Genomic DNA, 21580 nt, shown 5'->3' with positions numbered 1-21580 from the left:
GTCTCATGCCTATTACGCAAGTTACATATATCTATCTTGAATATATGTCAACTGACACGCAGGCGTTCGAGAGACGGTCAAGAAAGGTGAGCGCAGATCGTCCATGCCCCTGTCTTGTGCGCTGATCGCCGTTAACTCGATGTCAGGCTGTTCGGGGTGCTGTTGGAACGCCACGCAGATCCGCGCGTTTGCAAGTAAAGCTGTGCGGTCAAGACGGAGCTCGCGCAATGGCCTCCATCCGGTACATCGTGACGGACGTGGATAGATCGGTCGAGTTCTATCGCGACAGACTCGAGTTCTCGGTGAACATGCACAATCCCGGCAAGTTCGCAGCGCTTGTTCGTGATGACCTGACGCTCTATTTGAGCGCCCCGGGAGCGGGCAGCGGAGGCACTGCCGGCGGCAATCCGGAGCCTGGCGGCTGGAACCGGTTCATGATCGTCACGAAGGACTTGGATGGGCTCATCAGCCGGTTGAATGCCGATGGGGCCGAATTCAGGGGCGAAATCAGCGAGGCGGGAGCCGGTCGAGCCAGGCTTCTGAAAGACCCATCGGGCAACCTGATTGAACTGTTTGAATTCAAGTAATCAATGCCGCTGACCGCCTGCTCTGCGCGCAACATCCCGAACTCAGAATACAATGCTAAGCGCTCCGCCTGACGCAATCCAGCGGCAGGCGGTTGCTCTTAGCGGTCCTCGTTAAGTTGTTAACAATTCGTGCAACCTGACGCATATAGTGTTGATCTGCAGCAAGCTGGGAAGCGAGCCGTTACCTTGCGCGATACGCCCGCCGAGACAATCGATCTGCAGCTTGTCATTCACAATGACGATCAGACCCCATGGGAGTTTGTCGTCAATCTCGTTCGCTCGGTCTTCGATCGATCGGAGGCAGAGGCCGAGGCCTTGACCGCGACGGTGGCGCAGCAGGGAAAGGCAGTGTGCGGCAGCTACCCTTTCGCGGTGGCGAAGGCGATTCTGGACACCGCGCAGCAGCGCATCAAGGCGGCCGGTCACCCGCTTCGCATCACCGCCGCTCCCGGCGAAACAGAAGGCGCGGCCACGGCCGGCCATGCCGCACAGGCTCCGCGCAACAAAAAGTTCAAGTATGCCCATGAAGCGATCGCCTGGCATTTCGACGGACTGGCGCATGACGAGATCATCGCGACCTCCCGCCAGTTTCCCGGCCACATGCGCGCCGACGTGCAGGTGGCGCTCGACAAGCTGTTCTCAGCGGCGCCCATTCGCTTCTTCGGCCTCTACGAGCAGCATCGCTATGAGACGCTGACCTATGCAGCGCTGACGAAGGAAGGACAGTTCGCCGTAACCATCTCGGCTGCGCAATATCAGGACGTCGACATCGGCGATAGGGAGCCGATAAAGTGCCTCAACAACGGTTTGTGGCTCAACCGGGATGGCAGCCTGCATTACGCGGTCGTGCTGTCCTTTCACCGCGAGTACGGCCGCGAATCCGGAACCTGCGTCGAGATCGCGGTGCCGGCCGGCGAGGATGGCGTTGCCCTTGTGGACCGTTGCTTCTCCCAACTGGAGGCCGCGATCAATGCTGCGCGATCCTACCGCGGCAAGGTGCTTTCGCTCGAAACGGAAGGGGACTACCAGGGCCGCTCCAAAGGCGTGATGGTCCATCGCTTGCCGCAGGTTCCGCGCGAAGAGATCATTCTGCCGGAACAGACCCTGAAGCTTCTCGACCGCAACGTGATCCGGTTCATCGAGAGCCGGGAGGCGCTGAGACGGCTTGGACAATCGACGCGCAAGGGCATCTTGCTCTACGGCCCGCCGGGCACCGGCAAGACGCACACCATTCGCTACCTCGCCGCCAATCTCCCCGGCCATACCACCCTCATCATAACGGCCGACCAGATGGGCCTGTTGTCGCAATACATGACCCTGGCGCGCCTGCTGCAGCCGGCTACGGTCGTGATCGAGGACGTGGACCTGATTGCCCGCGACCGCGAGAACATGGGCGGTCCGTGCGAAGAGTCGCTGCTCAACACCCTGCTCAACGAGATGGACGGTTTGAAGGACAATACCGACATCCTGTTCATCCTTACCACCAACCGGCCCGAGCAACTTGAAGGCGCTCTCACCGGGCGGCCGGGACGTATCGACCAAGCCATCGAGGTGCCGCTGCCGGACGACGACTGCCGGGAGAAGCTGGTGCGCCTCTATGGCGGCGGGCTGAAACTTTCCGATAAGATCGTGAGCGAAGCTGTGGCGCGGACGAAGGGGGTCAGCGCGGCGTTCATCAAGGAGCTCATGCGCCGTACCGCGCAGACCAGCATCATGCGGGGCGACGGAGAGGTGGTGACCCCCGAGGATCTGGCCGAGGCCCTGGACGACATGCTGTTCACCGGCGGCCGGCTCAACGTCAGGCTGCTTGGCGGCGCAACCGACGGGCCATCGAGTTGCTGAGCCAGTGGCCGAATAGGGGCAGGTGACGGCGACCTGTTCGCTGCAAGCGGCGTAATGCGGTTGCCGTCATGCAGCCGGAACGGCTGCCGCTTCGAATCTCCTCCGGATCCCGGATTCAGTTTCCGCTGCCGACATAACGACCGTCCGACGCCCATCCGCCACGCCATCCACGATGACGTGGCCGATGCCGCGCGAGCACGGCTCGACGCGCGCGTCGACGTGATAAATATCCCGGAGCAGATCGGATGTGATGATGTCCGGCGACGGCCCGCATGCGACCAGCCGGCCATCCGCGATGACCATCGCCTGATCGCTGAAGCGCAGGGCGTGATTGAGGTCGTGCAGGGCGATCAGCACGACCATGCCTCGCGCCCGGGCAAGTTCCCGCATGAGGCCGAGCACCTCCACCTGCCGCGACAAATCGAGTGCCGATGTCGGTTCGTCCATCAGCAGGATTTCCGGCTCGCGCACCAGCGTCTGCGCCAGGCTGGCGAGCTGCCGCTGGCCGCCGGAAAGCTCGCCCACATTGCGGAAAGCGATGTCGGCGATGCCGAGCGCCGCCAGAGTCTCGTCGATGCAAGCCAGATCATCGTCGCCCACAGACCAGCCCATTCCCTGCTTGCGGGCGAGCAGCGCCGACTCATAGACGGTGAGCACCGCATTGGCGGAGGTGTCCTGCGGCATGTAGCAGATGGCATTCCGCCCCCGGGACGCACCGTCGACATGCACCTGGCCCGGTCCGTGCAGAAGCCCGGAGATGCGCCTGAAGAGCGTCGACTTGCCGGCCGCGTTCGGGCCGATCACGGCCACGATGTCGCCGCCCTCGAACGCAGGTGTGGTCACATCCCGAAGCCGAAGACTCTTGCCGTAGCGCGCGCCGAGCGCGTCGAGCTGGATCGTCACCATGAGCGCCTCGTGCTGGACAGGATGAGCGAGATGAAGAACGGAATGCCGATGAGCGAGGTGACAATGCCGATCGGGAAGACTGTCCCGGGGATGAGCGACTTGCTGACCACGGAGCTCGCCGACAGGATCAGCGCGCCCGACAGGGCCGACGCGGGCAGGAAGAAGCGCTGGTCCTCCCCGATGACCATCCGTGCGATATGCGGACCAACGAGGCCGATGAAGCCGATGGTGCCGACGAAGGCGACGGGGATGGCGGCGAGAAGAGTCACCAGCATCAGCGTCTCCAGCCGCAAGCGACCGACCTTGACGCCAAAGCTGGCTGCCTTGTCTTCGCCCAGCCGCAGCGCCGTCAGCGCCCAGGCGCGCCGCGCGAAAATGGGCAAAACTGCGAGGAGAATGAATGTAGTGACGGCGAGCTTGGGCCAGGTGGCCTTGGTGAGGCTACCTATGGTCCAGAAGACGACTGCCGCCAGCGCTTCCGCCGATGCGAAAAACTGGACGAGCGCGAGCAGCGCGTTGAAGGTGAAGACCAGCGCGATGCCGAGCAGCACGATGGTCTCCACGCTGACGCCGCGCTTGACGCTCAGCATGTGAATGAGGAACGCCGCCAGCATCGCCATCACGAAGGCGTTGATCGGCACGACATATTCGACCGCGGCGGGGATGAGCCTCACGCCGAAGGCCAGTGCAAGTGCTGCGCCGAAACTCGCGGCGGCTGATATACCGAGCGTGAAGGGGCTCGCCAGCGGGTTGTTGAGGATTGTCTGCATCTGCGCGCCGGCCACGGCGAGCGCCGCTCCCACGACGATGGCCATCAGCGCCACCGGCATGCGGATTTCCCAGAGCACCACGCGCACCTGCTGCGGCACCGTATCAGGAGCAAGAAGCGCCCGCACGACCTCACCGAGCCCATAGCGAGCTGGACCGACCGCAAGGTCGACGCAGAGGCTCAAGAGCAGGGCGGCGCAAAGGCCGGCGAGAATGATCTGCCGTCGCCAGACGAGGGCGCGATAACGCCCTCGTCCCTCGGTGCGATCGACCGCGGCGCCGGCGGCCGTCGTCTCAATCGACATCGGTCAGCGAGACCCAGTGGCCCGGCCTGTAGGCGACCGGCAGGAACTTCTCGTGCAGCACCCTGAAGGTCGCTTCGGGGTCGAGGTCGGCGAAAAGATCCGGATGCAGCCACTTCGCCATTTGCTGGATGGCGACGAACTGATAGGGGCTGTTGTAGAACTGATGCCAGATGGCATGCACCTGACCGTTCTCGACGGCCTTCACGCCAGTCAGCGCCGGCCGTTCGGTCAGCGCCTTCAGCTTGCGCAGCGCCTCGGCCTCGTCGCGGCCGGGGCCGACACCGACCCAGGCGCCGCCCGGCACATAGGCTTCCCACCAGCCGCCAGTGACGATGATCTGATCCGGGTTCGAGGCGATGATCTGTTCGGGATTGAGCGTGCCGAACGTGCCCGGAATGATGTCCATAGCGATGTTGTCGCCGCCCGCCATCTCGACGAACTTGCCGAAATTGTCATCGCCGAAGCTCATGCAGCAGTCTTCCGAATAGCCACCGGCACGCTCGATAAAGACCTTGGGCCTTGCCGGCTTGGCTTTCTCAATCACGTCGGTGACGCGGGCGATCTCGGCGGCGCGAAAGGCGATGAACTCCTCGGCGCGCTCCTCTTTGCCGAACAGCTTGCCGAAGAGGCGCATGCTGGGCTCGGTGTTGATGAAGGGGCGCTCGCGGAAATCGACATAGACGAGCGGAATGCCGGCGGAGGCGAGCTTCTCGATATACTTGGCGTCCTCGGTCGCCTGCTTCGACTCGATGTTCATCAGGATGACATCTGGCTTAAGCGAGACGGCCTGCTCGACATCGAAGGTGCCGTCCTTGAAGCCACCGAAGGTGGGAATCTCTGCCATCCTGGGGAATTTCTCGAGGTAGGCGGCGTAGTTGTCTGGATCCGCCTGGCTGAAATCCTCGCGCCAGCCGACGATGCGCTTGAACGGGTCCTCGGCGTCGAGCGCCGCGACGAGATAGACCTGCCGGCCTTCGCCCAGGATGACCCTCTCGACCGGAACGTTCACCTCGACCTCTCGGCCGGTGACGTCAGTCACTTTCACCATCTCCGCCCTTGCGGCCAGCGTCAGCAGGGCAACGATAGCGGCCGCCATCATCCCCGTCGCGATCCTTCCAAAAGTCATCACGCCCTCTCTTAGGTGGATTGTCAGAGGCGGCTTATAAAAGATGACTTCAAATCTCAAGAAATATCTTTTAGAGCCATTCCAGACTGGGCACCACGACAAGGGTTTGGAATGGTGGGCGAGGCCAATTATTCGCTGCGGGACGAAATACGTGATTACTGGTCGGCGCGTGCGGAGACCTTCGACGTCTCAGTGGGGCATGAGATCTTCTCCGAGCGGGAGCGCAGAGCCTGGCACAGGCTGATCCTCAAGCACCTGGGCGCCGGGAACCGCCGGCGCGCGCTCGATCTCGCCTGCGGCACCGGGGTTGTATCCCATCTCATGCACGACTTGGGCTACGCCGTGACAGGACTGGACTGGTCAGAGGCCATGCTTTCCAAGGCGCGTGCGAAGGCAACGCAAAGGGAAAGCGGCATCCGGTTCCTGCTCGGCGACGCGGAGCGCACGCTCGAAGAAAAGGACTGCTACGACGTCCTCGTCACCCGTCATCTCGTCTGGACGTTGGTCGATCCGCGAGCGGCGTTCTCCGAATGGTTCTCGCTGCTCAAGCCCGGCGGACGGTTGCTGATAGTTGATGGTGACTTCGTATCCGAGACCTGGGCAGCTCGTCTGCGTAGGATCTTGGAGAGATTGCCCGGCTCAACGGTCGAGGCGGCCGGTGCTCTGGACCAGGCGATGATGGACCGCCATCGCAGCATCCTGTCGCGGCTCCACTTTTCGCGCGGCGCCAAAGCGGACGAGGTCTGCGCGCTTCTTGCGGAGGCTGGCTTCGAGGTGCCTGTGGTCGACATCCGGCTCGGCGCGATTCATCGCGCACAGGCGCGGCACCTGAACTTCCTCAAGGCGCTGGAACGCTCGATGCAGCATCGCTATGCAATCTGCGCGACCAAGCCGGCGCGAGCTTTCAGGTCCCGTCTCTAACCATGAAACGTCGAAATTGCGGTGTTCGCAACGTTGCGAGGGCATCGAAAAAATCGATCGATCTCGCTGTCTGTCTAATCCTGACAGCAGTCCTTCCGCTCGCTCCCAGTCCGTATGGGACCGCCTAGCGCTACATCACCGGCGGCAACAACAGCCACTTGTTCCCTTCCCGCCCACGGCGCGCGGGTTGGACGGTCTCATATGACGGTTCTCATCCAGCCCAGGAAGGATTCTATAACCGCGGATCGGGCACTGTGGTGCATCCAGACGACATAAAAGCTGTAGCCCGGCAAGGACATTGGATGCGCCTTGACGAGAGAGCCGTTTTCCAGTTCGCGGCCGACCACAATATCACTGCAGATCGCAATGCCTTGCCCGGCGACAACCGCGTCGATCGCATGCAGTTCCTCGCGAAAGCTCAAGTCCCAGGCTTTGTCCGGGATTGACTCCGGATCGATTGATCGGGCCATCGCCAGCCACCGGGACCAGGTGGGAGCATCCGGATCCCGGTTCATCCAGTCAAAGTGGATCAAAGGATAACGCAGGAGATCGGCTGCGCGCTCGATCAGCCGCCCATCGCTTGCCAACAATTGGGGACTGCAAATCGGAAAGAAGGAATCGCGGCATATCTCCTGCGCGGCAAAGTGCAAAGGCGGGCGACGTGAATAGCGGATCGCTACATCCGCGGCGCCGGCGCGCAGATCGAGTACCGCGTCCGTTCCGATGATCTCCAGTGGTATTGCCGGGTTGGCCTCTCGCCATTTCGGCAGCCGGGGCACGAGCCATCGACTCGCGAAAGCGTTCGGGCTCGTTACCCGCAATGGCGCCTGAAAATCGGGCTCGGCGACCGCGGCAAGCGAGCCGGCGAGAAGATCAAAGCCGTTGCGCAGGATCGGAAACAGCCGCACTCCCGCGCTCGTCAGCACGAGCGGGCGCGGCCGGCGCTGAAACAGCTTGCGACCGCATATCTCTTCCAGCAAGCGGACCTGGTGGCTGATCGCCGTCGGCGTCACGCCGAGCTCCACCGCCGCGGCCTTGAAGCTGCCATGCCGGGCGGCGGCCTCAAAGGCGTGCAATGCGCGCAGCGGCGGGCGGTTTGTCATGCGCGGCAGCCTAGATGAATTCTTCTCATCCAGCAGCCGAGAATTTCGCTTTTGCAGAAGGTTGGACCGTGTGAGACCGTAACGTTGTTCGAACGGCGGGAGAACAGCGATGGAGATCCCACGAAAGGCCGACGCGCCATTGGGCCGATCCCATTCCCAGACTGTTGCGGTCGAACAACTGCGCCGAGGTCTGCGAGGCGAATTGGTATTGCCGACGGACACTGCCTACGACAAGGCGCGCAAGGTCTGGAACGGGGCGATCGACAAACGCCCCGCCGCAATCGTCTTTTGCGCCGATGCCGGTGACGTCGTCCATGCCGTGACCTACGCCAGGTTGCAGGGCTTCGTCGTGGCGGTGCGCAGCGGCGGCCATAACGTCGCCGGCCTGTCCGTGTGCGACGATGGCATGGTGATCGATCTATCCCGCATGAAGAAAATTGTCGTCGATCCCGAGCGCTGCATCGTCAGGGCCGAGGCCGGCCTGAATCTCGGCGAGTTCGACGCCGCCACACAGGCGTACGGTCTTGCGACAACCATGGGCGTCAACGGCGACACCGGTATTGCCGGCCTGACGCTCGGCGGAGGCTTCGGCAAGCTCGGGCGCAAGCACGGCCTGAGTTGCGATAATCTGATCGCGGCCGAAATCGTCACGGCCGACGGGCGGCTGTTGCGAACAAGCGCCCGCGAGCATCCAGAACTGTTCTGGGCCTTGCGCGGCGGCGGTGGCAATTTCGGCATAGTGACGGCGTTCGAATACCGGCTGCACCCGCTTGGCCCGGCCCTTCTCGTGGGCTCGGTGCTTCACGCCTATGATCATGCGCGCGAGGTCATGCGGTTTTACGACAAATTCTCCCGTGGCGCCCCGGACGAGTTGAGCGTCGACGCCGCGCTCGTCACACTGCCGTCGGGCGACCGTGGCTTCAGCATCTCGGCGTGCTATGTCGGCGCACCCGAGGCGGGCAAACCGGTCATCGAACCGCTGATGACATTCGGGTCCCCCGTCGAAAGCCGCCTGCAGGCCGTTCCCTATCTTCAGATTCAATCGGCGGCCGACAGCCTTTTTCCACGCGGACGACGCTATTACTGGAAGGCGCAGTTCCTGCACGAGATCAGCGATGCAGCGATCGATGCGCTGCTCGACAGTTACGCGAAGGCTCCCAATCACTGGTCCCTGCTGGTTTTCCAGCAGGTCGGCGGCGCGATCGCCCGGGTGCCCGCGTCGCACTCGCCCTACGCCAATCGCGATGCGGCCTTCGACTGCTTCCCGATCGCCATCTGGGACGATCCGGCCGATGACGAGGCAAACATGCGCTGGGCGCGCGACCTGTGGAACGCGGTCAGACCATTCTCCACCGGCGGCGTCTATGCCAACAATCTTGGTGATGAGGGTGACGAGCGCGTGCGTGATGCCTACGGCGGAAATTATGCGCGCCTGGCAGCAGTCAAGAAGCAATACGACCCGACCAATTTCTTCCGACTGAACCAGAATATCAGGCCTGAATAGTTCGGAATATCCGGGAGGAGCCGTGCGCAGCCGTTGGACGATCCTTGCTGTCCTGTTTATCGGCCGCGCCGCAATGGCGTTTCAATTCCAGAGCGTCGGCGCCGTCGCGCCTCTTGTCAGCGATAGCCTCCGTGCGAGCCTGGCCGACATCGGCATCCTGATCGGCCTCTATCTTGCACCGGGGGTCGCATTGGCCCTGCCCGGCGCGACCATCGGCCAGCGCTATGGCGACAGGGCGACCGTCCTCGCCGGCCTCCTGATGATGCTGGCGGGTGAAACGCTGATGACGTCGTCTGCGCCCTGGAGCCTGCAGATCAGCGGCCGACTGATCGGCGGCACTGGCGGCGTTCTGCTGAACGTCCTGATGACCAAGATGGTCGCCGACTGGTTTGCCGGCCGGGAAATCGCAACGGCCATGGCCATCTACATCAACTCATGGCCAGCGGGCATCGCGATCGCTCTGATGCTGCTGCCAGCGTTCGCCTGGTGGCTGCTGGCCAGTGTGCTGCTCGGCCTCGGCACTGCGATGGTCTATCCGAGCTTGATCGCTGCGGTGTCAGATGCATCGCATCCCTCCTGGCGCGCCCGCTCACTCAGCGTCTACCGTTTCTGGCGCGATCTTGGCTATGCGATCGGCGCGCTCTCGGCCGCCGACTTCTTCGGTCTGGCTGCGGCGATTACCGCGGTCGCTGCGCTTTCCTGTCAGGCGTCGTCGTGGCGCTCTTGATGAACGAACGCCGCGCGTGAGCGCCGGGCGCCGCCTGGAACTCAAGCAAACCGCTTAACCCCCCAACCGGATCGCGTTGCCTTGTCGGCGTAACTGCGTTTACTTGCCGGTATGAACGGAGCGGGCATTTTGGACTTGATGTTGCGGGGCGGCGCGATCTCCCTCAACCTGCTCTTGGCCCTTCAGTTTGTCAGACTACGGCCGGTGCGCGCGGGGACACTGAGCGGCCTCCTGCTGACTCTCGGAGTCGCCAGCTACGTTTTGCTGTCCGCACCGGGCATGCCCGGGATGCTGGGCGATGCTCACTGGATACCCTTGCTGCTAGCCGTCCTCAATCCCGTCTTCCTGTGGTGGTTCGCAATCGGCCTCTTCCGCGACGACTTTGTCTGGTCGCCCGCTTACGCGCTACCCGGCGTCGTTCTGGTCGCGATCCTGCTGCTTGGCCACGGCAACAGCCCAATGCTTGCTGGCGTCCAGACCGTCCTGCATCAGGTGGTGCTCGTGGCTCTGCTTGCACATATCGTGTGGATGGCCGTTCAGGATTTTCGTAATGATCTCGTCGATTCCCGGCGCCGTTTCCGTATCGCGCTCGCCATCGTCCTGCCGCTGGCGGCCGTCCTCATTGCGGCCGGCGAGATATATGCGATGTTCGCGCCGCTTCCCAGCTGGACGACGCTCGCGCAGGCCGTGATGCTGTTTGCGCTCTCCTTCGTCTTCACCGCATGGCTGGTACCCCTGCGTCTGGATTTGTTCGAGGCGCCCTCCCGGCCGGCCGTCAGCGTCAGCGAGCTCTCGCCCGCCGAGCGCATCGAACTGGAGCGTCTGAAGCGTGCCGTCGCAGACGGGGTGTGCCTGGAGGCCGAGCTATCGCTCGGCCAATTGGCTGGGCGCCTTGGGGTGCCCGAACATCGCCTTCGTCGGCTGATCAATGCCGGGCTCGGTTTCAGAAGCTTCTCGGCGTTCATCAATGAGCATCGCGTCGATGAGGCCCGGCGGCGGCTTGCCGACCCGGACCGCGTGCGCGAGCAGATCGTGTCGATCGCTTTTGGCGTCGGCTACGCGTCGCTTGCGCCATTCAACCGGGCATTTCGCGATCGCACGGGCACGACGCCGTCGCAGTTTCGAAAAGATGCGCTGGGCAAGCTCATCGATTCCGAAAATCTCTGATCGAAATCCAGTTTTTCCTATCGGCTTCTCCTGGTGCGAAGCCGCGGCGAACGCCCTCCGGTAGTCTTGGCTGTCCAACACCGGAGGCTTGCCAAATGCTTGACGCCCTAACCGTCGCGCCGCTCATGCGCTTCGTAGCCGACATTTATCCGGTGATCCTGCAGAGCGATCTCTATCGCTACCTGATCGGCGCCGGCGGGACGTTTCTCTTGATCAACGTGCTCCTTTCGGCGCGGCTTGCATCACGCAAGATTCGCCAAGAGACACCGCAAGCGCGGCAAATCATCCGCGAAATTCTCACGTCGCTCCGGACCGTCGTGATTTTCTCCCTGGTCGGGTTGACGATCGCCATTCTGGCCAATCTTGGCTGGCTCCCGGTCTATGAAGACCCAGGACAATACGGGTGGGCCCATTTCGCCATCAATGTCGTCGCGCTGATCGTCGCGCACGATGCGTGGTTCTACTGGACCCACTGGTTCATGCATCGCCCAAAACTGTTCCGGTGGTTCCACCGCCTCCACCACCGTTCGTACAATCCGACACCGTGGACCGCCTATGCCTTCGACGCCAGCGAAGCCTTCGTCAATGCGGTGTTCCTTCTGCTCTTCATGGCCATCATGCCGACCAGTGTGCTCGCCGCGTTCATCTTCACCGCGCACATGATGCTCAGAAACGCCATTGGCCACAGCGGATACGAGATATTTCCCGCCAACCGGGAGGGCCGCCCTCTGTTCGATTGGATGGCCACGGTCACACATCACGACCTGCACCATGCGCGGCCCCGCGCCAATTTCGGACTCTATTTCACCTGGTGGGACAAGCTCATGGGAACGGAAGACCCAACTTATTACGATGAATTCCAGCGTGCGGTCACACGCTGCGCGCTGCGCACCCGGCGACCTGCGAACTGAAGGGACAGGACCGTGGGCTTCTATCAGAATGTCCTGCTGCCGCGCCTGGTGCACCGCTCAATGACCAACCGTGAACTGCTGCCTTACAGGCACAGCGTGCTCTCGGCCGCGGAAGGACGCGTGCTCGAGATCGGCATTGGCTCAGGCCTGAATCTGCCACTCTATCCTGCCGCCGTGCACGACGTGATCGGCCTTGATCCATCACCGCGGCTATTGGCGATGGCCCGGCATACCGCCAGGCATTGTACTTGCGCAGCAAATCTCATCGAGGCCTCGGCGGAGGAAATTCCGTTGGACAGTCACTCCATCGATATCGTTGTCACAACCTGGACGCTCTGCTCGATCCACGGCGCCGGCCAGGCGCTTGGCGAAATGCGGCGGGTACTCAAGCCAGGCGGGCAACTCCTGTTCGTGGAACACGGCCTCTCGCCGGAAGCGTCGGTTCAACGCTGGCAGGATCGCCTGACGCCGTTCTGGAAGCGCATCGGCGGCGGCTGCCATCTCAACCGACCGATCCGCACCCTGATCGAAAGCGCGGGCTTCAAGATCGGGCATCTTCAAACAGGCTATGCGAAAGGGCCAAGGCCGATGGTCTTCATGTACGAAGGCCGCGCCGTACCGTAGAACCGAACCCACGTTGCGACATGGCAGCCGATCTGCAAGGTCCGCACCGTCCAGTGCGGACCTTTCATTCATCCATGAGTCACCGACCAAACAGGTCGGCGTATCGCTGCAGGTAGAGCGGCCAGCCCTGATCGGCCGCAACACCATCGCGCACGCCTTCCCAACCCGCGCCGTGGCGCTCGAGCTTGCGGTGCTCCAACTCGACGCGCGTGCGGTTGGCGGCCTCTGCGGTGAACCGCACTTCCCACTCGCTGGTCTTGTTGAGATCGGTCTCCAGCCGCCATTGCGGCGTGATGTTCCAGCTAAGCAGCAGCCGGTGCGGCGGCTCGTAGGCCAGTACGTTCGCCCAGCGACACTCGCTGCCGTCTGCGCTGCGATCATAGATGTTTCCACCGACGCGCGGCTCGAACACCGTTTCGACGATGGGTACACGGAGCAGATTGTGCTCCTTGGGTTTGAACTTGCCAAAGTCCTCGGTGAAGACTTTGAAGGCGCGCTCGATCGGTGCCTCGACCACGATCGAATGCCTGACGATTGTATCTGCTGCTTGCGTACTCATCATCACTCCTTTGGCTGCTGCTCCACGGCTTCCTTGTAGGCCGCGAGCGTTTTTATCCAGAACCGGTCCAGGTCGGCGCGCAAAGCCGCCAACCCATCGGGATCGACGCGATAGATGCGGTGCTTGCCGGCGGGTGTGTCGACCACGAGCCTGGCATCCTTCAGTACCTTCAGATGCTGCGAAACCGCGGACCGGGTGACCGGCAGAGCGCTTGCCAACTCGGTCACCGAACTCGGGTGTTCGACCAGCATCTCGAAGATCGCGCGCCTCGTCGTGTCGCCGAGAGCCGTCCAGCCGCTGTTTAAGTTAGTTTCCACTAACGTGTTAGTATCGGCTCACGCGTTAAATGTCAACTGGATCCTCATAGAGTTTCCAGCCAGTCTCGATTTCGAAACCAACTCGGAACGCTGGATTGGCGGTCTCGGCTCGATGAACATCCTTGGTGGCGCTGCCGCTCCGACTGTTCGGTCCCGACGGCTACGGCGGCGTCGGCCGGTCACTACCGCCCGTCAGTTCAGTTCGGCCTTCGCCTCATTTGGCTTTGCCGCGATGACGGGCTGGCGTAGGGACGTCCCACCAATGTGAATGAGTGTGGCTGTCGGCGCACTCGGCATTAGCGCGTTTGGCACTATCGCGGCTGCGCAACCGCGCTCCGAATGCGGCATCTCCACCGATGTCTCGTAGCGGCTCGTATCCTGAGAAGGTTTGCGCTTCCGCAGACAAAATCGCAGACAAACTAGTCGTGCTAGTCTGCGGCGCCCTGCTAAGTGCTTGAAATAATGGCGCGCCCGAAGAGATTCGAACTCCTGACCCCCAGATTCGTAGTCTGGTGCTCTATCCAGCTGAGCTACGGGCGCGCATCAGGCCATGCTTGGCATAGCCCCGCGATCCGATCGTGACGACCGGCCGCGACGAGACGTGTTCCCTAACGACTGAATTTCCGAAAAGCAAGCCGATCCGGCAAAAGTTTTGTCGCAGGCACTTTTTGTCCGGACTAGGCAGGTCGGCGCAAACTTCCGCGCGCCTGGTCGAGCCGCACCGGCTGGTCGGGGATGGTGACGGCGAAGACGGTGCGGCCGCCGATCGATTCGACCAGCTCGACCGTGCCGCCATGGGCGCGGATCAGCTCGTAGGCGATGGCCAGACCAAGGCCGGTGCCGCCGCTGCGCGCCGAGCCGCGGAAGGCGGCGAACAGGTTCTCGCGCGCTTTCGGCGGCAGGCCGGGGCCGGTGTCGGTGACGACGATGCGGCTGACGCTGCCCAGGCGCTCGGCCGAGACGGCCAGCCTGCGCACCACAGCGCTTTCGGTGTCGGCCGCCATCGCCTGCACGGCGTTGCGGCAGAGATTGGTGAGCACGCGGAACAGCTGGTCGGAATCGGCATCGACCTCGAAGGCGTGCTCGACGCCGTTGACGAATTCGATGCCCTCCTCGATGTCGAGCAGGCCGTGCACGTCCTCGACCAGCTGGCGCAGCCGGACGCGGCGGCGCGACGGCGGCGGCTCCTGCGTGCGGCCATAAGCGAGCACGCCCTCCGAATAGGACACCGCGCGGTCGAGCGCGCGCAGCAGCTTCGGCGCGAAGGACTGCACGGTCGGGTCCTTGACCAGCCGCAGGCGGTCGGACATCAGCTGCGCGGAGGCCAGGATGTTGCGCATGTCGTGGTTGATCTTCGACACCGCCAGCCCGAGATCGGCGAGGTGCTTCTGCTCGGAGAGCATCTTCTGCAGCCGTTCCTGCATCTGCGACAACTCGCGCTCGGCGACGCCGATCTCGTCGGCGCGAGCGGCGGGACGGATGATGCGCCCGGGATCGTCGGGCGCCTCCGAGAAGGTCAGCATCGAGCGCGTCATGGCGCGGATCGGGCCGATCATGATCAAGTCGATCGCGGCATAGACCAGCATGGCGGTGAACAGCGAGATCAGCAGCGAGACGAAGGCGACGTTGCGCGAATAGACCAACATGGCGCTGCGCAAGGCGTAGTCGGGCATGATCAGCTCGAATTCCTTGTCGCTCTCGCCGACCGGGCCGAACACGCGCAGCATGCGCTTGCCGCCGAAGAACAGCGTGTCGAGCGCCCCGGTCATGCCGTCGATCATGCCGACCTTGGAAATGTCGATATGCTCGTCGACCTGCGGCGGCATCTCGGACACCACCAAAAGCCGCGAGACGCCGCCGTCGCGCACGGCGATCGCCTTGGCGCCGATCGCCATCAAAACGTCGTTCTGGGCAGTGCGCGAGAGCGAGTTGGGCTCGCCCTGCACCAGGACGATCGAGACCGCGGCCGCTGTGCCCAGGCGCTCCTTCAGCCAGCTCACCCGATAGCTGGCGATCCAGGGCAGGAAAATCAGGATTTCGGCCAAAAGCACGAAGACGATGGTGAGCAGAAGAAGCTTGGTCGACAGGCCGCGCGACAGGGGCACCGTGCGGGCAGCGGTAATCGCCGCGCCGGCCCTGTCGTCCGTGGCTTGGGCTTCAGTCATGCTTCAGGTCTTCACAAACACTTGATAGCGAAGATTAGGCGATTGCGGCTTTTTTGCCAATTTCATCCTTGCGGGATAAAAAACATCCACCGCGCGATCGCGACAAAGGGCGCAGCCAGCGCCGGATTGACTTCCAAAACCCTTCTTTCTATAAGCCCGCTCACGCTCGGGCCATTCGTCCCGGCGCGGTTTCGATCGCGCCTAAACCGGCCCGGCAAAGCTCCTGTTACAGAGTGACAGAATCAAGAAGGGCCGCACCCCGCGGTATTAAAACAAATGAAGCGTACCTACCAACCGTCCAAACTCGTCCGCAAGCGCCGGCACGGTTTCCGTGCCCGCATGGCCACCAAGGGTGGTCGCGGCGTCGTTGCCGCCCGCCGCAACCGCGGCCGCAAGCGGCTCAGCGCCTGAACGAAAGACGAGATCGTTGCCCGCAACCGGCAAGCCAGTGGGACAAAATCCCAAGCGGCTTCTGAAGCGCGCGGATTTCCTGGCTGTCCGCGGCGGCGAAAAGCGCCGCGGGCGGCTTTTCCTCGTCGAGGTTCTCGACCGCGGCGACACGCTTTTGCCGCGCGTCGGCTATACCGTCACCAAGAAGGTCGGCAATGCCGTCGTGCGCAACCGCGTCCGGCGGCGGCTGAGAGAAGCCGTGCGCACGCATGCGGCCGATGACATGGCGCCGGGCAATGACTATGTCATCGTCGGGCGCGAAGATGTGCTCGCCATTCCGTTCGGCCAGTTGAAAGCCGAACTTTCCCGCCGACTGCGCGGAACACGATAGGCCAAGGGCTTCGATGGAAAACAACCGCAATTTCTTCATCACCATCGCGCTGTCGGTGCTGATCCTGACGCTGTGGCAGGTGTTCTACATGAACCCGCGCGTCGAGCAGCAGCGCGAGGCGGCCCGCATCGAGGAGCAGCGGAAGGCCGAACAGAAGAAGACCGCCGAGGCGGCCAATCCGGGCGCCGCCGGCACGCCGGCCCCCGCCCCCGGCGCCATTCCGAGCGCTCCCGGCGGCGAGGCCGTGACGGCGGCGGGCCGCGCGCAGGCGCTGGCGGCGACCAGCCGCGTCAAGATCGACCCGCCGAGCCTGGAGGGCTCGATCAACCTGACCGGTGCGCGGCTCGACGACCTCAAGCTCAAGCACTACACCGAGACCGTCGACAAGAACTCGCCCGAGATCGAGTTGCTCAATCCGTCGGCGCTGCCCAACGGCTATTTCGCCGAGATCGGCTTCGTCGGCAACGACAAGACCGGCGCGGTGCCGGGCGCCGATACGGTGTGGACGGTCGACGGCAACGCGACGCTGACGCCGTCGACGCCGGTGACGCTGACCTATTCGAACGACAAGGGCCTGACCTTCAAGCGCACCGTCTCGGTCGACAACGACTATATGTTCACGGTCTCCGACACGGTGCAGAATTCGGGCGCCGCCGCCGTCTCGCTGTTCAACTACGGCCGCGTCACCCGCTTCGACAAGCCGGCCGTCGCCAGCACCTATGTGCTGCATGAGGGTCTGATCGGCTATACCGGGACGGAAGGCTTGCAGGAGCACAAATACGCCTCCATCGAGAAGGACAAGCAGGCCCAGCCCGGCAAGTCGACCGACGGCTGGCTCGGCATCACCGACAAATACTGGGCGGTGACGCTGGTGCCGACCGAGAAGCAGCCGTTCCAGCCGCGCTACGCCTATTTCGAGGATGGCCGCCACCGCTACCAGTCCGACTTCCTGACCGACGCGATCAATGTCGATGCCGGCCAGTCGGCGACCGTCGAGACCGAGGTCTTCGCCGGCGCCAAGGAAGTCGCCAAGATTAACGCCTATGCCGAGGACCGCCACATCAAGCGGTTCGACCTCTTGATCGACTGGGGCTGGTTCCACTTCATCACCAAGCCGATGTTCTGGCTGATCGACACGCTTTACAAATTCTTCGGCAATTTCGGCCTGGCCATCCTCGCCACCACCGTCATCGTCAAGGCCATCTTCTTCCCGCTCGCCAACAAGTCCTATGCGTCGATGGCGAACATGAAGAAGGTGCAGCCGAAGATGCTCGAGATCCGCGAGAAATACGCGGACGACAAGATGAAGCAGCAGCAGGCGATGATGGAGCTCTACAAGACCGAGAAGATCAATCCGCTGGCCGGCTGCTGGCCGGTGGCGCTGCAGATCCCGGTCTTCTTCTCGCTCTACAAGGTGCTCTACATCACCATCGAGATGCGGCACGCGCCGTTCTTCGGCTGGATCCAGGACCTTGCCGCGCCGGATCCGACCTCGATCTTCAACCTGTTCGGCCTGATCCCGATCACGCTGCCGCACATGCTTATGATCGGCGTCTGGCCGCTGCTGATGGGCGTCACCATGTTCCTGCAGATGCGCATGAACCCGACGCCGCCGGATCCGACGCAGGCCGCGATCTTCACCTGGATGCCGATCATCTTCACCTTCATGATGGCGGGCTTCCCGGCGGGCCTGGTCATCTACTGGGCCTGGAACAACCTGCTGTCGATCCTGCAGCAGGGCGTGATCATGAAGCGCCAGGGCGCCAAGATCGAATTGTGGGACAATCTGGCGGCGCTGTTCCGCAAGAAACCCTCGCCGGCGGAATAGCCGGCAGCCCGATCAATAGTCTTCGAAAAACCCGGCTCGTCCGGGTTTTTTGTTGTCGCCCGGAAACTCGGGCCAGGTATTCATCGTTGCTTTTTCAGTCCTCCCCAAAAGGCCGTGACGGCTTCCGGTGCTGCGACGCCGGTGTTTGGGAGGTCGTCCGGCAGGCCGGGGTTCCGCGCTGCTTCGCGGGACCCCGGCTTCACCACAGGTAGACCGCGCCGCCGCACACCCCTATAAGCTCCGTCTCGTCGCAAGGGTGGACGGAGCCAGCCCATGACCGGACCCAATCCCAACATCAAGCACCCGATCCCGATGCATCCGCGCGTCGGCTTCCTGAAAGGGCTGGTCACCGCGCCCAACATCGAGATCGGCGACTTCACCTATTACGACGACCCGGACGGGCCGGACAAATTCGCCGAACGCTGCGTGCTGCACCACTATCCGTTCATCGGCGACAGACTGATCATCGGCAAGTTCTGCGCCATCGCCGAAGGCGCGCGCTTCATCATGAACGGCGCCAACCATGCGATGTCGGGCTTCTCGACCTATCCGTTCAACATCTTCGGCCATGGCTGGGAGGAAGGCTTCGACCCGAAGACATGGTCGAAGGAGATCCGCGGCGACACGGTGGTCGGCAACGATGTGTGGATCGGCATGGATGCGGTGATCATGCCCGGGGTGACAATCGGCCATGGCGCCATCGTCGCGGCGAAATCGGTTGTCACGCACGACGTGCCGGCCTATGCGATCGTTGCCGGCAACGCGGCCAAGGTGGTGAAGATGCGCTTCGACGACAAGACGGTCCGGCGGCTGCTGATGGCAGCCTGGTGGGACTGGCCGGTGGACAAGATCAGCCGCAACCTCAACGCCATCAGGGGCGCCGACATTGCCCGCCTGGAGGCAGCCGTCTGATGGACAAGACCGTGATCGGCACCGACCTGTTCACCCGAGGCTGGGTCTTCATCCGCGGCGTGCCGGCGATGAAGTTCCTGCCGCCGGAAGGACCGCCGGAGATCGCCTTCGCCGGCCGCTCGAATGTCGGCAAGTCGTCGCTGATCAACGCGCTGGTCGGCCAGAAGGGGCTGGCTCGCACCTCGAACACGCCGGGGCGCACGCAGGAGCTCAACTATTTCGTGCCGGACGGCTTTTCCGGCGAAGGCGCCGACCTGCCGCCGATGGCGCTGGTCGACATGCCGGGCTACGGCTATGCCAGCGCGCCGAAGGAAAAGGTCGACGACTGGACGAAGCTGGTTTTCGACTATCTCAAGGGCCGCGTCACACTGAAGCGCGTCTATGTGCTGATCGATGCCCGCCACGGCATCAAGGCCAAGGACGAGGAGGTGCTGTCGCTGCTCGACAAGGCGGCGGTGTCCTACCAGATCGTGCTGACCAAGACCGACAAGATCAAGGCGGCCGGCGTGCCGCGGCTGATCGAGGAGACGCTGGCCAAGATCAAGAAGCGGCCGGCCGCCTTCCCGTTCGTCCTGGCGACGTCGTCGGAAAAGAGCGACGGGCTGGAGGAACTGCGAGCCGCGATCGTGCTCGCCGCCAACGGCGGCTGACGCACCCCCCGCGAAAGCGCGTCCGGTCAAACAAGACCGGCGTATCGCCCGGCCCCATCCCCGATCCTCGTCAATCCGTCTCGTCGCGCTCCGGCGCGTGGTCCCGCCGGCCGGCCAGGATTTCACGCTTGCCGACGTGGTTGGGCGTGCCGACCAGGCCCTCCTTCTCCATGCGTTCGACCAGCGATGCGGCGCGATTGTAGCCGATGCCGAGGCGGCGCTGGATGTAGGAGGTCGAGCATTTCTTGTCGCGCTTGACCACTTTGATGGCTTCCTCGTAGAGGGCGTCGCCATCCTCTTCGGCCATCGCGCCCTTGTCGAAGACGGGACCCGCGTCGGCCGCCTCTTCTTCCGCCTCCTCGTCGGCGGTGACCGTTTCGAGATATTCCGGACGCCCCTGCGCCTTCAGATGCGCCACGACGTGCTCGACCTCCATGTCGGAGACGAAGGGGCCATGCACGCGGACAATGCGCCCACCACCGGCCATATGCAGCATGTCGCCCTGGCCGAGCAACTGCTCGGCGCCCTGCTCGCCCAGGATGGTGCGGCTGTCGATCTTCGACGTCACCTGGAAAGAGATGCGGGTGGGGAAATTGGCCTTGATGGTGCCGGTGATGACGTCGACCGAGGGGCGCTGCGTGGCCATGATCAAGTGGATGCCGGCGGCGCGCGCCATCTGCGCCAGCCGCTGGATGGCGCCCTCGATCTCCTTGCCGGCCACCATCATCAGGTCGGCCATCTCGTCGACGATGATGACGATGTAGGGCATCGGCGCCAGGTCGATTTCCCGTTCCTCGAACAGCGGCTCGCCGGTGCCCTTCTCGAAGCCGACCTGCGCCTGCATGACAACGACCTCGCCATTGTCGCGGGCGGTGGCGGCGCGCTGGTTGTAGCCGTCGATGTTGCGCACGCCGAGGCGCGCCATCTTGCGATAGCGGTCCTCCATCTCGCGCACTGCCCATTTCAGCGCCGTGACGGCCTTCTTGGAATCGGTGACGACGGGCGTGAGCAGATGCGGGATGCCGTCATAGACGGACAGTTCCAGCATTTTTGGGTCGACCATTATGAGGCGGCATTCCTGCGGCTTCATCCGGTAGAGCAACGACAGGATCATGGTGTTGATGGCGACCGATTTGCCGGAGCCGGTGGTGCCCGCGACCAGCAGATGGGGCATCTTGGCCAGGTCGGCGATGACCGGCTCGCCGCCGATCGTCTTGCCGAGGCCGAGCGCCAGTCTGCAGGACGTGTTGCGGAAGCCGGCCGATTCGATCAGTTCGCGGAAATAGACCGTCTCGCGCGTCTCGTTAGGCAGTTCGATGCCGATGACGTTGCGGCCGGGCACGACGGCGACGCGCGCCGAGATCGCCGACATGGAGCGGGCGATGTCGTCGGCCAGGCCGATGACGCGGCTGGACTTCACGCCAGGCGCCGGCTCGAACTCGTAGAGAGTGACGACCGGACCCGGCCGGACATGGATGATCTCGCCCTTGACGCCGAAATCCTCCAGCACGCTTTCGAGCAGGTCGGCGTTCTGTTCCATCCGCTCCTGCGACATGTAGAAGCCCTGGCCCTCCGGCGGCATTTGCAGCAGCTGCTCGGACGGAAGCTCGTAGCCGGACGGGGCGGCCGACGGCACCACCTTGCCGGCGGCGGGCAGAGACGGCGCGCGCTTTGCGGTCCGGGCGCCTTTTGGAACGGAACTCGGCGCGGCGGGCTCCGCCGCGGGCGCCCGAGGCTCGGTGTCCAGCGGAGCGGGCCGGGCGGCGGGCGTGCCGGCCAGCGCTGTCGTTGGGGCAGGGCTTGGCGCCGGCCCGTTCGAACGCCATTCGATGACGCGGTAGAACGAAATTGCCTCGCCCGGGGAGGCGGAGCCGGAC

The 21580-nt window shown here is 63.4% G+C and carries 20 protein-coding genes, 1 tRNA gene and 1 pseudogene; 13 read left to right on the top strand and 9 right to left on the bottom strand.

Annotated features, from left to right (window positions below):
* Window positions 1–227 precede the first annotated feature (227 nt).
* Complete coding sequence (locus EN745_RS10540; RefSeq protein ID WP_127421210.1) at window positions 228–587, top strand: VOC family protein; 360 nt, start codon at window positions 228–230, stop codon at window positions 585–587.
* Window positions 588–773: 186 nt separating this feature from the next.
* On the top strand, window positions 774–2429 hold the full coding sequence (locus EN745_RS10535) for an ATP-dependent Clp protease adaptor ClpS (protein ID WP_127421209.1): 1656 nt from the start codon (window positions 774–776) through the stop codon (window positions 2427–2429).
* Window positions 2430–2495: 66 nt separating this feature from the next.
* Here the strand turns inward: EN745_RS10535 and EN745_RS10530 are convergent, their stop codons facing one another.
* Genes EN745_RS10530 through EN745_RS10520 form a run of 3 tightly spaced genes read right to left on the bottom strand, consistent with a single transcriptional unit; the run spans window position 2496 to window position 5507 of the window.
* Window positions 2496–3335 carry an ABC transporter ATP-binding protein gene (locus EN745_RS10530; protein ID WP_127400037.1) on the bottom strand — a complete coding sequence of 280 codons (840 nt, stop codon included), beginning with the start codon at window positions 3333–3335 and terminating at the stop codon, window positions 2496–2498.
* A complete protein-coding gene (locus EN745_RS10525) occupies window positions 3329–4408 on the bottom strand; it encodes an iron ABC transporter permease (protein ID WP_127421208.1) in 1080 nt (359 codons plus the stop codon). Before EN745_RS10525 ends, EN745_RS10530 begins: the two co-directional genes overlap by 7 nt.
* Complete coding sequence (locus tag EN745_RS10520; RefSeq protein ID WP_127421211.1) at window positions 4398–5507, bottom strand: ABC transporter substrate-binding protein; 1110 nt, start codon at window positions 5505–5507, stop codon at window positions 4398–4400. Before EN745_RS10520 ends, EN745_RS10525 begins: the two co-directional genes overlap by 11 nt.
* Before the next feature lie 138 nt (window positions 5508–5645).
* Between EN745_RS10520 and EN745_RS10515 the strand changes: the two genes are divergently transcribed.
* A complete protein-coding gene (locus EN745_RS10515; protein WP_127421207.1) occupies window positions 5646–6455 on the top strand; it encodes a class I SAM-dependent methyltransferase in 810 nt (269 codons plus the stop codon).
* A 197-nt stretch (window positions 6456–6652) separates the two neighbouring features.
* On the opposite strand, the gene EN745_RS10510 is transcribed toward EN745_RS10515, so the two are convergent.
* Window positions 6653–7558, bottom strand: coding sequence for a LysR substrate-binding domain-containing protein (locus tag EN745_RS10510; RefSeq protein WP_127421206.1), 906 nt, complete (start codon window positions 7556–7558; stop codon window positions 6653–6655).
* Window positions 7559–7667: 109 nt separating this feature from the next.
* Between EN745_RS10510 and EN745_RS10505 the strand changes: the two genes are divergently transcribed.
* The 5 genes and pseudogenes from EN745_RS10505 (at window position 7668) to EN745_RS10485 (ending at window position 12491) form a co-directional block, all read left to right on the top strand.
* Window positions 7668–9062, top strand: coding sequence for an FAD-binding oxidoreductase (locus EN745_RS10505; RefSeq protein WP_127421205.1), 1395 nt, complete (start codon window positions 7668–7670; stop codon window positions 9060–9062).
* A 73-nt stretch (window positions 9063–9135) separates the two neighbouring features.
* Window positions 9136–9809: pseudogene (locus tag EN745_RS10500) on the top strand (MFS transporter).
* A gap of 118 nt (window positions 9810–9927) precedes the next feature.
* Window positions 9928–10956 carry an AraC family transcriptional regulator gene (locus EN745_RS10495; RefSeq protein ID WP_245487689.1) on the top strand — a complete coding sequence of 343 codons (1029 nt, stop codon included), beginning with the start codon at window positions 9928–9930 and terminating at the stop codon, window positions 10954–10956.
* 95 nt (window positions 10957–11051) lie between these two features.
* A complete protein-coding gene (locus tag EN745_RS10490) occupies window positions 11052–11867 on the top strand; it encodes a sterol desaturase family protein (protein ID WP_127421203.1) in 816 nt (271 codons plus the stop codon).
* A 12-nt stretch (window positions 11868–11879) separates the two neighbouring features.
* Entirely contained in the window at window positions 11880–12491 is a 612-nt protein-coding gene (locus tag EN745_RS10485; RefSeq protein ID WP_127421202.1) for a class I SAM-dependent methyltransferase, read from the top strand.
* A gap of 79 nt (window positions 12492–12570) precedes the next feature.
* Here the strand turns inward: EN745_RS10485 and EN745_RS10480 are convergent, their stop codons facing one another.
* The 4 genes from EN745_RS10480 to EN745_RS10465 all read right to left on the bottom strand — a co-directional run bounded on the left by EN745_RS10480 (window position 12571) and on the right by EN745_RS10465 (window position 15532).
* Window positions 12571–13050, bottom strand: coding sequence for an SRPBCC family protein (locus EN745_RS10480; protein ID WP_126057164.1), 480 nt, complete (start codon window positions 13048–13050; stop codon window positions 12571–12573).
* A 2-nt stretch (window positions 13051–13052) separates the two neighbouring features.
* On the bottom strand, window positions 13053–13367 hold the full coding sequence (locus EN745_RS10475; RefSeq protein ID WP_126057165.1) for a metalloregulator ArsR/SmtB family transcription factor: 315 nt from the start codon (window positions 13365–13367) through the stop codon (window positions 13053–13055).
* 463 nt (window positions 13368–13830) lie between these two features.
* Window positions 13831–13907, bottom strand: a tRNA-Arg gene (locus EN745_RS10470).
* A gap of 137 nt (window positions 13908–14044) precedes the next feature.
* Window positions 14045–15532 (bottom strand): HAMP domain-containing sensor histidine kinase, encoded by a 1488-nt coding sequence (locus EN745_RS10465; RefSeq protein WP_126057166.1) that lies wholly within the window; start codon window positions 15530–15532, stop codon window positions 14045–14047.
* Between the two features lie 276 nt (window positions 15533–15808).
* Between EN745_RS10465 and rpmH the strand changes: the two genes are divergently transcribed.
* The 5 genes from rpmH to yihA all read left to right on the top strand — a co-directional run bounded on the left by rpmH (window position 15809) and on the right by yihA (window position 19703).
* Entirely contained in the window at window positions 15809–15943 is a 135-nt protein-coding gene (rpmH, locus tag EN745_RS10455; RefSeq protein WP_008833937.1) for a 50S ribosomal protein L34, read from the top strand.
* Window positions 15944–15959: 16 nt separating this feature from the next.
* The gene (rnpA, locus tag EN745_RS10450) at window positions 15960–16313 is read left to right on the top strand and encodes a ribonuclease P protein component (RefSeq protein ID WP_126057167.1); all 354 of its coding nucleotides are present in this window, start codon (window positions 15960–15962) and stop codon (window positions 16311–16313) included.
* A 13-nt stretch (window positions 16314–16326) separates the two neighbouring features.
* Window positions 16327–18141: a membrane protein insertase YidC gene (yidC, locus tag EN745_RS10445; RefSeq protein WP_127421201.1), complete on the top strand. Its 1815-nt coding sequence runs from the start codon at window positions 16327–16329 to the stop codon at window positions 18139–18141.
* 273 nt (window positions 18142–18414) lie between these two features.
* The gene (locus EN745_RS10440) at window positions 18415–19053 is read left to right on the top strand and encodes a CatB-related O-acetyltransferase (RefSeq protein ID WP_126057169.1); all 639 of its coding nucleotides are present in this window, start codon (window positions 18415–18417) and stop codon (window positions 19051–19053) included.
* On the top strand, window positions 19053–19703 hold the full coding sequence (gene yihA, locus EN745_RS10435; RefSeq protein WP_126057170.1) for a ribosome biogenesis GTP-binding protein YihA/YsxC: 651 nt from the start codon (window positions 19053–19055) through the stop codon (window positions 19701–19703). Before EN745_RS10440 ends, yihA begins: the two co-directional genes overlap by 1 nt.
* Before the next feature lie 70 nt (window positions 19704–19773).
* Here the strand turns inward: yihA and EN745_RS10430 are convergent.
* Window positions 19774–21580, bottom strand: a 1807-nt coding sequence (locus tag EN745_RS10430) for a DNA translocase FtsK (RefSeq protein ID WP_245487688.1), incomplete at its 5' end; no start/stop codon positions are given.

Source organism: Mesorhizobium sp. M4A.F.Ca.ET.022.05.2.1 (assembly GCF_003998845.1).
Lineage (GTDB): Bacteria > Pseudomonadota > Alphaproteobacteria > Rhizobiales > Rhizobiaceae > Mesorhizobium.
Note: the sequence above shows the minus strand (reverse complement) of the source record. Positions and strands in the feature narration are given on the sequence as shown.